Consider the following 11,555-nt stretch of genomic DNA (forward strand, 5'->3'; position numbering starts at 1 on the left):
CCTATACTTCAATCTCCTTGGGAATCCCTGAAAACAAAAGAGTTTTGCGATTTTTCAGGGCGAACTAATTATCGTCAGATATAGAAATAAAATAATTGTAAAGCTCGCTCAGCGCTCAAAATTATGAGTAACCATGAGATGTTATATTTTCTAACTTTGCGGATAATTAAAAGTAATTAGTGGTTTTTCTTTTGATTTGATGGTTTGAAACGTGCGGGTCGGCATGGGTTTTGACGAGATTAAATAGAAGTATGTTATGTAATCGTAATTGGTGTTCGTGTCGCGGCGGAATGTAATTTCAGGTTGTATGCGGCTGATTGTTCGTCGATCCTTGATAAAATCGCCACTGCTGTTATACCAAATGTCGATGATAGGAACCGATTGCGCCGGAGCGATTTTGGTTTGCGGCGAGGAGAAAACCGCAGTCGGACCACGCGGTCCGGCGCGGATTTTCGACGACGTCCGAAGACCAAAAGCGCCCGGTTCTTCGAATGGGCCGGATTTCCTCCACCGACTTTGTCGCAATCCTCGACCGATGCGGCAGCATCGCTCTCCGGTATGCTTCTCGTCGGATGAAGGCCTCCGGTCCCACGCAATAGGTTCATATCATCGACATTTGGTATTAGATGCCATTGGTAGCTGGTAATGTCTGCATTCAGGTGTTTGCGTATATGGGAAGGGTAATACCCTATGGTTGTAAAGAATGCTTTGACCAGAGGGGTTGATCAGCGCTTCTCTGTTGCCGTGCACGCGATGTGTGTACTGAGTTTTCGCTCGCCTGATTTGTCCAACGCGGTCTTCGTTGGTGAAAATATTTCGGTCAATCCACTTATCGTAAAGCGGAGCATAGGCTCGATGGTCAAGGCCGGTCTGGCAGAAGCTGTGCTGGGTGCGCGCGGGGGATATCGCCTTGCTCGTGCGGCGGACCAGGTCACGCTCTGGGACATCTATTACGCTGTCCAGGGGTCCGGTCCATTTCGCAAGCGTCACGGTATGCCAGAATCAAATTGTGATGAGGGTCGTGCAATCGACCGCGTCGTCTTTGACCTTTACACCGATCTCGATCTTGTCGTCGAAACGAGACTGAAGCAGGTCACGCTGGCGCAGATCCTGCAATGCGCCATGAAGGGCGAGCGCGTGTAAACCCCTTTGTTTGGTCGATGCCGTCTACCTGGCAGAGGTGGCTGCGCAAATTCGGACGGTGGCATGAGTGGATTTCGCGCCTGAGAGCGGCGAGGATATCGCCGCAGTTCAGGAGCATTCGATGACCAGACGAAGCCGCCGGACGCATTCTCCGGCATTCAAGGCGAAGGTGGCCTTGGCCGCCGTGAAGGGCGAGAAGACGCTGACGGAGTTGGCGCAGCAGTACGACGTCCATCCGAACCAGATCACGACGTGGAAGAACCAGCTCCTGGACGGCGCGGCCGGCGTGTTCGGGGGCGAAAAGGCGGAGCCCGCCGCAACGCCGGTCGATCTGAAGGCATTGCACGCGAAGATCGGAGAGCTGGCGCTGGAGAACGATTTTTTGTCCGGCGCGCTCAACAAGGCCGGCCTGTTGAGCGCAAGGCGATGATCGATCGGGAGCATGACCTACCGCTCGCTCGGCAAGCGCAAGTCCTCAACCTCGCCCGTTCGACGGTCTACTACAAACCTCGGCCGGTCTCGGCCGAGGATTTGAAGTTGATGCGCCGCCTCGACGAACTGCACCTCGATTTCCCGTTTGCGGGAGCGCGGATGCTGAAGGCTCTGCTGCAGCGGGAAGGCGTGCCGGTCGGCCGCCGGCACGTTGCCACGCTGATGAAGCGGATGGGGATCGAGGCGATCTATCGGCGCCCGAACACCAGCAAGCCGGCGCCCGGGCACGAGATCTACCCGTATCTGCTGCGCGGTGTGAAGGTCGACCGACCGGACCACGTCTGGGCGATGGACATCAGCTACAGTGCGCCTCGCCCCAATCGGGGAGGCATATGACTGGAATGCAAAGAGAAAGGAGGATGTGAAGACTTGCCTGCCCCCTGCTGCGAGGGGGCATGAGCCCAAGCGGCGGTGACCTGCCGTCAACTGGCAGGGTGACGTAGCCCGCAGGTAAAGGGGATTGAGGCGAAGCCGTTACGCCAAGATGGGGTCGGTTCAGGCTGGGGGCGGAATCGTACGTTAGCGCGTGTTCCTACGGTTTCGGCCATCGATATTCGCCGGTGAGCAGAATGTGGGCCCATCCGAGTGGGGAGATATGAGCGAGAAGCTCTGGCGGCACATCGAGTCCAGCCTTCTGGCGTTTGGCAACGGCATGGCCGAGATGGACGCTATTCCAATAGATCACGATGGCGGCGAGCAGATTGAGACCGGCCATGCGATAGTGCTGCCCTTCCGTGGTCCGGTCGCGGATTTCGCCCTGTCGCCCGATGCGCAGGGCATTGTTGAGGGCATGGTGCGCCTCGCCCTTGTTGAGGCCGATGCGGGCGCGGCGTTGCATATCGACATCGAGGACCCAATCGATGAGAAAGAGCGTGCGCTCGATCCGGCCGACTTCCCGCAAGGCCACTGCCAGATCGTGCTGGCGCGGATAAGAAGCGAATTTGCGCAGCAACTGGCTTGGCGGCATGATGCCTGCGACCATGGTGGCGGCGCTGCGCAGAATATCGGGCCAATTCTGGACAACGGTCTCCTCGCGGATTTTGCCGCCGACCAGACCACGCAGTTCCTGCGGTGTGCCGGCTGGATTGAATACATAGAGGCGCTTGGATGGCAGGTCGCGGATATGGGGAATGAACCGGTATCCCAGGATCGAGGAAGCGGCGAAGACATGATCGGTGAAGCCACCGGTATCGGCATATTGCTCACGAACGCGTTGCCCGGTTTCGTTCATGAGCAGACCGTCAAGAATATAGGGCGCCTCGCTGACTGTCGCGGGAATGAGCTGAGTAGCGAAGGGAGCATACTGGTCGGACAGGTGCGTGTAGGCTTTCAGGCCCGGCTCGCTGCCATATTTGGCGTTAATCAGGTTCATGGCCTCACCCTGCCGGGCGGCCGGAAAGAACTGGCCGTCACTGGAGGCGGTTTCTCCCAGCCCCCAGAATTGGGACATGGGCAACCGTCCCTGGGCCGCGACGACCATGGCCAGGGCATGATTGATGGCGTCGCTTTCGACGTGCCATCGCGACAGGCGCGACAATTGCCAGTAATCATGGGTATTCGAGGCTTCCGCCATCTTTCTCAGCCCGAGATTGAGGCCTTCGGCGAGCAGCACGTTCAAAAGGCCGATCTTGTCCTTGCAGGGAGCACCGGTGCGCAAATGGGTGAAGGCGTCGGCAAAGCCGGTTTCCGCCTCGACCTCGAGGAGGATATCGGTGATCCGCACTTCGGGTAGGCGCCGGTAGAGATCGAGGATGAGTTCGTCGGCATCTTCGGGCACCGCTGCGGTCAAACGCTCGATCCGTAAGGTGCCGTCTTCGATACTACCCTTCGGGATGGTGCCGGTGCGGACGGCCTTGGCGAGCCGCTTCAGTCCCTCAGTCATGCGAGCTTTCCGGTCGGCGAGCCAGGCTTCAGGTTCGAAGGGAACGGTCAATCGGGCCGTGGCCCTGGCGGCGGCCATGGGCACCAGCGTCTCCCTCAGATCGGCGTAGCGGCGGGAAGCGCCGAGCCAGATATCGGCAGAACGAAATGCATCCCGCAGGTGAAACAGCACTGCCACTTCCCACAGCCGGCGGTCATTCGACCCCATTTTGAGATGACGGCTCCATTTGGACGATGGTCGCAGAAAGCCCGTGGGCAGCGAAGGGCAGTCCCGTCCATCCCGGATCAAGGCAACCGCCATCATGAGAGGCGTGGCCACAGGAGTGGCCCGAATCTCAAGGCAACGCAGCATGCGCGGCACATAACGGCGGAACCGATTATACCCCTGCACGACATGGGAGATCGGATCGGCCGCCAGCGTGTCGGTGAGTTGTGATGCGGCGGCGACAAGCTTTTCCAGTTCAGCCCAGCCGGGCGATGCACCGATCGCTTTCTCCACGGACCCGCCGTCGTTATGTGCTTCTAGAACGGCGGCGCCGAGCCTGGAAAAGGCGCGCAACGTGTCTGTGACGGAATCCTTTGCATCCGCTGCCTGACCATCGCCAAACTTCTTGGCCTCCCGCCATGTCTTGCCGACGATCCGGTCGTGGGTTTCCACGAGCGTATCGGCGATGGCGGCTCTCCATTCCACGACGCAGACGGCGACAATAGCCAGGCGCCGATCCGCGCCGATGTCGAGCAAGCCGTCGGTGAAGTAACGTTCGCCCTGCCGACGAAGGCGGGTAATACGATGGGGAGGTGTTCCGGCCAGCACTTCGGCATCGAGGTCAAGCTTCTGCAGGAATTCCAGCCTGTCAAGCAGGTCGTTGGCATCGGCCGAGTTGTCACCGATCTCGAACTTGCGCATCCAGACGAAACGGCTGACATGGCCCTCGACCATTTCGGTGAGCAGGCCATCGAGCCGGACCCGCATCGCCTCATCAAGCCGCTCGACAATCCGCGTCTCGATCCGACGCTCGGCGGCCACGAGGGCGTCGGCGCACAACCGCTCAACGGTCGAAATCGCCGGCAGAATAACTTGGGTCTGACGGCATCGTTCAACAAACCGGTGCGCGAGGTCCTCGTTGGAGCGTGCGTCCTCGGCCTCGGCATCAAGCCAATCCCGCAAGTCATGCGCGCCACGACCGGCAAAGCTCTTGTAGCCATAGATGGCCCGGAGTTCCAAAAGATGTTCGCGCCGGGTCTCTTCACGGATGGCATAGCCATCGAGATCGTCCATTTCCATGCCAAGCTGGGCCGCGATGAATTTGACCATTTCTGCCGGAATGGTGTCGTCGACCGTCAAAAATCGGCCAGGATACCGAAACGCGCACAGCTGCAGGGCGAAGCCCAGGCGGTTGCGGGCTTTGCGGCGGGTGCGGATATGATCGATGTCATCATCTGCCAGGGTATAGTGCCTGAGCAGAGAAGCTTCGTCGGTTGGCAGTCCAAACAGGAACGAGCGTTGACGCTCCGTCAGGACAATTCGCCTCGGCATATCCTATATCTCTCAATCCTGTATCAAGTGTCCGCAAGAGGATCGTTCAACGGACATGCTGCCGCCTCCGGCTATCATCCAGCGAATGCAGCATTTCAAACGTCTCATTAAGCTGGTCCGATATCTATTGCAATGATGGCCCCTCTTACGTTACAGTTTTCACCATGACGAGCACATTCATCGGCTATGCCCGCTGCTCGACCGACAAGCAGGACCTCGCCGCACAGCAAGAGGCCTTGCTCAAGCTCGGTGTCGGGGCGGATCGCATCTACACGGATCGGGGCTTCACCGGTACAAACCGAGCGCGGCCCGGCCTCGATCAGGCGTTGGCTGCCGTGCGTTCGGGCGACACACTGGTCGTGCCGAAGCTGGACCGTCTTGCCCGATCCGTCCCTGACGCGCGTGCAATAGGAGATGATCTGGCCACACGCGGGATAAAACTGCAGATCGGGGCGAGCATACATGACCCATCCGACCCGATGGGCAAGCTGTTTTTCAACATCCTCGCGACCTTCGCCGAATTTGAAGCTGACCTAATTAGGATGCGAACCCGTGAAGGGATGGCGATCGCGCGCGCCAAAGGAAAGTTGCGGGGAAAAAAACCCAAGCTATCGGACCGGCAGCAGAAGGAACTGCGGCGCATGCACGACACGGGCGAATATTCGATCAGCGATCTTGCGGAACTGTTCTCTATCTCAAGACCAACCGTCTATCGCGCCATCGCTCGTCACGCTCCAGAGCCGTGACGGAAATTTCGGCGGTTTCGGCTTAGGACCCCACTAACGTACGATTCCGCCCCCTCCCGGAACCGACCCCTTATTGGCGCGTGGGGAAGGACCGGGCCAAGGCGCGAGCCAGGACAGAGCGGCCTCCCAACATGCCACTACAGCGCCGGCACCACCCACGCCGCAACCACCCTTGCCGATGCCGAAGCAGCAGGTGGCCGGAGTTGCGGTGACGATACTGGACTCCCCAGAAGGATCTGCGCGCGGTGGTGGCACGGTCGGCTTAAGAATTGTCACGGGGGGTGGAGGTGGATCACCCGGTCGGCCCCCGGACGTAAGCGCACCGACCGATGCCGAACAGTGGGCAGTCTTGTTCGAACAGCGAGAGGGCCGCTTTCCGCTTCAAGTATCACGACTTCAAGGTCGCGACGCCTATGGTTGCGACTGCCTCAGTTTCGCAACGGAGCAAGATTTGATCGCTTTCAAATCTGACCCTCGGAAACTCTCCCTGGTTGAGCGCTTCATAGAAGTGAAATCAGGCGCGGTACGGCTTACTCCCAATGAGGTTAGGTCAGCAGAGCGGCACAAGAAGAAGTACTTCATCTACCGCGTTCAATTCGATTCCGGCTCCAGGTTGGTTGCCCACTTGACAGTCGTCGGGCATCCGCTCAGTCACAAATCGGCACTCGCCCGCGAATGCGAGGTTCGCATCGACGATATTCCGGGACGTCAACGCTTTCGACTTGATCCGGTGCTAAAACCGTCCTAGGTCCGCGCGCCGTGCTCGTCCCAAGCTCCGCTTGCCGCTCTCGCAACGGGATCAAACTGAATTCTGCTCCTGCTCGGCCGCCTCAATCGGGATCTTTTCGCTGAAATCGGTGACTAATTATGCCTCATGAGCTTGGCGCCCTGCCGCGCTGGCACTCATCCTGAAAGAGACAAGCTGCTACGCTGGGCGAGGGCGGACAGGCCGATCCATCCTAACGAAAATCTCGTTCGTCTGCTCAGTTGCGAACTGTCAGAAATCTGCTTATATTTCTGACAGGAGCAACGCCAATGCAAAGACTGACATCTGAAATTCTGAGCTACGCCGAACAATTGCCGGAGGGCGCGGCCCTGTCCGCAAAAAGCCTCTTGCATCTCGGGAACCGGGCCGCAGTAGACCAGGCTTTGTCGCGCCTCAATGAGCGTGGAGAGCTGATCAGGGCTGGGCGTGGTGTCTATCTGAAGGCCATCAAAAGCCGCTTCGGGACTAGGCCGCCGACGGTCGAGCAAGCGGTCGAGGCCGTCGCCCATCAACGTGGCGAGGTGATCGTTTCAAATGGTGCGGCGGCAGCCAATGCCCTTGGGCTCACCACGCAAGTTCCAGTCCGCTCCATCTACCTGACCTCTGGGCGCAGCCGGACCATGAATGTCGGAAGCCAGAAGGTTGAGCTCAAGCATGTCCCTCGCTGGCAGTTGTCCTTAGCCAACCGGCCAGCCGGCGTAGCTGTCCGCGCACTCGCCTGGCTGGGGCCGGAGCGAGCGGAAGAGGCACTCTTGAACATCAGGAGGAAACTGGCTCCCGAGGCGTTCAATGAGCTTGTCGCTGCAGCACCCCAGTTTCCGACCTGGCTTGCGCGAAGCGTCGGAAAGGTGGCGCATGGCTGATCAATTTCTCCAGCTTTCGGATGAGGACAGGCGGGAAGTCCTTGCCATTGCGTCAGATCGACTGAACCGTCCGGTCCATTTGCTCGAAAAAGACGTCTGGGTCGTCTGGGCGCTTCGAACGCTCTATGCCACGACGCTCGGCGAGTGCCTCGTCTTCAAGGGCGGGACTTCGCTTTCGAAGGCCTACGGCGCCATTCGACGGTTCTCGGAGGACGTCGATCTCACATATGACATCCGCGCGCTTGCTCCTGATCTTGTCGGGGACAACGAAGAAGCGCTCCCAAAAACCCGGAGCGAGGAGAAGCGCTGGTCGAGCGAGGTGCGCCGGCGACTACCGACATGGGTAGCTGACACGGTTGCGCCGATCATCGCCGATGAACTCCAGAAGCAGTCACTTTCCGCGGATATCCGTATCGAGGCCGATAGGCTCTACATCGACTACCAGGCCATCGGTTCGGGATCTGGCTATGTCGCGCCCAGCGTCATGCTGGAGTTTGGAGCCCGCTCGACGGGCGAGCCGGCCAGCGTTCGAGACATCACGTGCGATGCCGCCGGCACCGTTGATGGAGTTGACTTTCCGACGGCCAACCCGAAGGTAATGCACGCCGAGCGGACGTTCTGGGAAAAGGCGACTGCGATCCATGTCTTCTGCCTGCAGGAGAGGCTCCGGGGCGATCGCTTTTCGCGTCATTGGCACGACATCGTGCGCCTTGACGACATTGGCCTGGCGGACAGCGCGATTTCCGACCGCGGGCTAGCAAGCGCCGTCGCAACGCACAAGTCGATGTTCTTCGCCGAGAAAGCCGTCGATCGATCGCCAATTGACTACGAGGCGGCGGTAAACGGCAATCTGGTGCTGACGCCTGTCGGCGAGGGACGGAAAGCCCTCGAGGAAGACTACTCCAGGATGGTAGGGGACGGTCTCCTTTTCGATGACGCCGAGACGTTCGACGAGTTGCTCGAACGGTGTGCTGCCATCTGTGGCAAGGCAAACGCTGCAGCCTGATAGCTGCTTGGGGGTCCTCGGATGGCAAGGCGCGACCTGTCGAGAGAAGAGCTTTTCGCATTGGTATGGGAGCGCCCGACCAGCGAGATCGCCAACGAGCTCGGCATCTCAGACGTCGCAGTCGGAAAGCTTTGCGAGAAACTGCAGGTTCCCAAGCCTCCCCGGGGATATTGGGCGCGCGTGGTGGCGGGCCAAGCGCCGCGGCGCCCCGCGTTGAAAGCATTTCGAGAGGAACTGGAAGCGAAGCGGAAGAGCGCGCTACAAGCCCACGCCGCCGGGCATTTCACTGAGCTCCAATCGAAATTCTTGAATGCGGCACTCGACGAACTTCGCAGACGTGGCATCGAGCACAAGGTCGATACGTCGCGCCTGAAGCATATTTCGAGCCTCGACCAGGATGTCGCGGCGCAGGTGCTGCTGTTGATCCAGGGCCAAGCACGGAAGTGGGCAGAGAGCGGCAGGGTCGCCGTGAAGTGGGGGACGTCGGTCAGGGCAAGCATCGGGAAGCTCGTCGACCGATTGATGCCACTTGCCCGTCCGCAGCTCTTGGCCTTCGAGACCGAAGGCAAGCGCCATTCCTTCTCCGCGGCGGGCCCGATTCTATTCGTGAGGTGGACGACGGAACTCCAAAAGAGAATTGCCACCCTTGCAAGGATCGTCCGCGAGCAAGACCTCAGCCACGTGGTGCAACCGCTGTCGGCCGCGGACCATGCATGGTCGGGCAACCATCTCTACCAGCCGGAATCAGACTTCATCCTCGATAGCCACCTATGCGTATCGTCAGACTCTGCCTGGATCGAATGGTACCGGCGATCCTGGCGCGAGGACAACCCACCAGAACGGCACTCAACGAACAGGATCAAGTTGCGTGACGTCATGCCCATCGATTATCTCGATGGAGAGGACGACAAGGTCCTGCCACCTGCCATTTCCGAAGCGAGGGTCAAGCCGTACCAGTCCCGCCTGAAGGCGCTGGACGAAGCTGAACGGATCTTCGAGATGATCACGAATGCGGCCTATGCCATGGACAGGTCAGTCCCAAACGATGTCCTGGCCATGGCAGATCGGATATGGTTCGGATCCGACCGACCATTTCAGGCTGCGCGCGAAGCGTTTGCGCATGTTGAAACTGACCTAGAGCGCTGGGAGCAGCAAATCGAGGCCGAGCGATCGCAGTTGGCTCGAGCCGTTCTTGGCGTCAAGCCTGGCGACATCGTCGCCTCGCAGCGAAATGGCGCGTTCGTCCGCATTTCAGCGGAATCCATTTCCCTCTACTCCAGCGAAAAGCAGGTCACGTTTGTCATCTCAGGCAAGCGCTTCCGCAAGGACGGAACCCTTGGAAAGATGAGCGAGACAATGACCTTCACTTTGGATCGCGCGGTCGGGGATAACACCTAGGATTGCTATTACAGGCTCGATAACGACCGCGAAGGCTGCCGGGAAACTACGTTGATAATCAGCAGAAATAGGGTATGTTCTCTATTTGTTCCATCATCGCCGCCAGATACCACGGGGCAAAAAAGGCTTTCTACTATGAAAATAAGCTATCCATATCAATTGTGTAAACCGTTTCGCGTAAGGATGTGCCTTTACTGAGCATGTTCAAGTGTATTGCGTCATTCTGTTCAAGACTGGCTATTGACTCGAACGATTACTAAAGATTGGGTTGCAAGAATGAAAAGGTATCGTTTCGCTGATTTGTTTTCTGGATGTGGAGGACTGTCGCTCGGACTGACGCTCGCTGGCATGCGTGGAATGTTCGCCATCGAGCGAGACGAGATGGCATTTCGCACCTTTGCCGCAAACTTGATCGAACGCCGAAATGCCAAGGGCAACTTCGACTGGCCGACCTGGCTCGAGAAGAAGGCATGGGACATCGAGGAGTTACTCAAGAGCCATCCCTTCGAACTGGCTTCGCTGCGCGGAAAGATCGACGTTCTTGCTGGCGGGCCGCCCTGCCAGGGCTTCAGCTTCGCCGGCCGCCGGAACGAGGACGATCCACGCAACCTCCTTTTCGAGAAATACGTCGAGATGGTCGAGGCGCTGCAGCCCAGCGCGCTCATTATCGAGAACGTCCCTGGGATGCGGGTCGCCCACGCGCGACGAAACGTTGTGGACCTCTTGCCGCCCGACCCAAGTTCCCGCAAGGTCTCTTTCTACGACAAGCTCGTGGAAAGCTTGTCCACGGCCGGCTACCACGTCGACGCCATGCTGGTCGATTCGTCGGCGTTTGGCGTTCCGCAGAAGCGGTCGCGGTTAATCGCGATCGGTGTTCGCAAGGAGCTTTGCCGTTTGCTGGACGGGGGAATCCTCAGGGCCTTCCAGCTGCTCGAGGAGGCGCGGGTCGAACAACTCGAGACCTTGTCCCTGCCGCGCTTCGTGACGGCCGCCGATGCGATCTCGGATCTCGAGATCGGCGACCGTCCACTGGTCGAGTGCTTGGACCCGGAATCCCCAAAACGTTTCCTGGAGCCCAGCTATGACGGCCCCAAGACGCACTACCAGCAGCTCATGAACCATGGGCATGTTGGCTCGATGGACAGCATGAGGCTCGCGAGGCACAAGGACGAGGTGCGGGAGCGGTTTGCCCGAATATTATCGGAATGCCGCAAGGGTGTCCGAATGGATGACGAGAGCCGCCGGACCTACGGCCTGAAGAAGCATCGCATCTACCCCTTGGCCGAGGGCGACCCAGCACCAACGGTTACAACCCTTCCTGACGACATCCTTCACTACAAGGAAGCACGCATCCTAACTGTACGCGAATATGCGAGGTTGCAGTCTTTCCCTGATTGGTTCCTGTTCAAAGGCAAGTACACGACGGGCGGCGAGCGGAGAACCAAGGAATGCCCGCGCTATACCCAGGTAGGGAATGCGGTTCCGCCCCTGCTGGCCCGTGCCATCGGCAATGCGCTCGCTCGGCTCCTGGACGAAGTCGCGGTAGCGCAGCGGAAAAGCGCTTCACCCATCGCCCAGCCCGCCATCGCAACTGCGTGAGGTCCGTCTTGGATGAACAATCAAAGGCGATATATCCGGCGCAGTTGGTCAATTGGTCCGGGAACCGATCGGGAGGCGTCCGGCGATTGTTCGACGAAGGAAGTGGACGGCCTGGCGGCGAGGA

Annotated in this window: 8 protein-coding genes and 1 pseudogene; 8 read left to right on the forward strand and 1 reads right to left on the reverse strand. The window is 59.1% G+C overall.

The window, feature by feature from the left end; all coding sequences use genetic code 11:
• Window positions 1-690: 690 nt before the first annotated feature.
• Window positions 691-1,143 carry an Rrf2 family transcriptional regulator gene (locus tag E8M78_RS15930; RefSeq protein ID WP_137135998.1) on the forward strand — a complete coding sequence of 151 codons (453 nt, stop codon included), beginning with the start codon at window positions 691-693 and terminating at the stop codon, window positions 1,141-1,143.
• Between the two features lie 121 nt (window positions 1,144-1,264).
• Window positions 1,265-1,938 (forward strand): annotated as a pseudogene (locus E8M78_RS15935) (IS3 family transposase); the annotation flags it as partial.
• A 229-nt stretch (window positions 1,939-2,167) separates the two neighbouring features.
• Here the strand turns inward: E8M78_RS15935 and E8M78_RS15945 are convergent.
• Window positions 2,168-5,053 carry a Tn3 family transposase gene (locus E8M78_RS15945; RefSeq protein ID WP_137135999.1) on the reverse strand — a complete coding sequence of 962 codons (2,886 nt, stop codon included), beginning with the start codon at window positions 5,051-5,053 and terminating at the stop codon, window positions 2,168-2,170.
• A gap of 164 nt (window positions 5,054-5,217) precedes the next feature.
• Here E8M78_RS15945 and E8M78_RS15950 point away from each other — a divergent pair, with 164 nt between their 5' ends.
• The 6 genes from E8M78_RS15950 to E8M78_RS15975 all read left to right on the forward strand — a co-directional run bounded on the left by E8M78_RS15950 (window position 5,218) and on the right by E8M78_RS15975 (window position 11,431).
• The gene (locus E8M78_RS15950) at window positions 5,218-5,799 is read left to right on the forward strand and encodes a recombinase family protein (RefSeq protein ID WP_137136000.1); all 582 of its coding nucleotides are present in this window, start codon (window positions 5,218-5,220) and stop codon (window positions 5,797-5,799) included.
• A gap of 451 nt (window positions 5,800-6,250) precedes the next feature.
• Window positions 6,251-6,547 (forward strand): DUF3883 domain-containing protein, encoded by a 297-nt coding sequence (locus E8M78_RS23840; protein WP_246658361.1) that lies wholly within the window; start codon window positions 6,251-6,253, stop codon window positions 6,545-6,547.
• A gap of 287 nt (window positions 6,548-6,834) precedes the next feature.
• Complete coding sequence (locus tag E8M78_RS15960; protein WP_137136001.1) at window positions 6,835-7,428, forward strand: DUF6088 family protein; 594 nt, start codon at window positions 6,835-6,837, stop codon at window positions 7,426-7,428.
• On the forward strand, window positions 7,421-8,434 hold the full coding sequence (locus E8M78_RS15965) for a nucleotidyl transferase AbiEii/AbiGii toxin family protein (RefSeq protein WP_137136002.1): 1,014 nt from the start codon (window positions 7,421-7,423) through the stop codon (window positions 8,432-8,434). The genes E8M78_RS15960 and E8M78_RS15965 overlap by 8 nt, the downstream gene beginning before the upstream one ends.
• A 21-nt stretch (window positions 8,435-8,455) precedes the next feature.
• Window positions 8,456-9,832: a hypothetical protein gene (locus tag E8M78_RS15970; protein WP_137136003.1), complete on the forward strand. Its 1,377-nt coding sequence runs from the start codon at window positions 8,456-8,458 to the stop codon at window positions 9,830-9,832.
• 276 nt (window positions 9,833-10,108) lie between these two features.
• On the forward strand, window positions 10,109-11,431 hold the full coding sequence (locus tag E8M78_RS15975; protein ID WP_137136004.1) for a DNA cytosine methyltransferase: 1,323 nt from the start codon (window positions 10,109-10,111) through the stop codon (window positions 11,429-11,431).
• Window positions 11,432-11,555 lie beyond the last annotated feature (124 nt).

The sequence above is a fragment of the Rhizobium sp. FKY42 genome, from assembly GCF_005222835.1.
GTDB lineage: Bacteria > Pseudomonadota > Alphaproteobacteria > Rhizobiales > Rhizobiaceae > Neorhizobium.

What these genes read in the sequence shown, in the direction of transcription:
- E8M78_RS15930 (WP_137135998.1), top strand. Translation starts at nt 691, where the DNA reads ATGGTTGTAAAGAATGCTTTGACCAGAGGGGTTGATCAGCGCTTCTCT.
- E8M78_RS15945 (WP_137135999.1), bottom strand. Translation starts at nt 5,053, where the DNA reads ATGCCGAGGCGAATTGTCCTGACGGAGCGTCAACGCTCGTTCCTGTTT.
- E8M78_RS15950 (WP_137136000.1), top strand. Translation starts at nt 5,218, where the DNA reads ATGACGAGCACATTCATCGGCTATGCCCGCTGCTCGACCGACAAGCAG.
- E8M78_RS15960 (WP_137136001.1), top strand. Translation starts at nt 6,835, where the DNA reads ATGCAAAGACTGACATCTGAAATTCTGAGCTACGCCGAACAATTGCCG.
- E8M78_RS15965 (WP_137136002.1), top strand. Translation starts at nt 7,421, where the DNA reads ATGGCTGATCAATTTCTCCAGCTTTCGGATGAGGACAGGCGGGAAGTC.
- E8M78_RS15970 (WP_137136003.1), top strand. Translation starts at nt 8,456, where the DNA reads ATGGCAAGGCGCGACCTGTCGAGAGAAGAGCTTTTCGCATTGGTATGG.
- E8M78_RS15975 (WP_137136004.1), top strand. Translation starts at nt 10,109, where the DNA reads ATGAAAAGGTATCGTTTCGCTGATTTGTTTTCTGGATGTGGAGGACTG.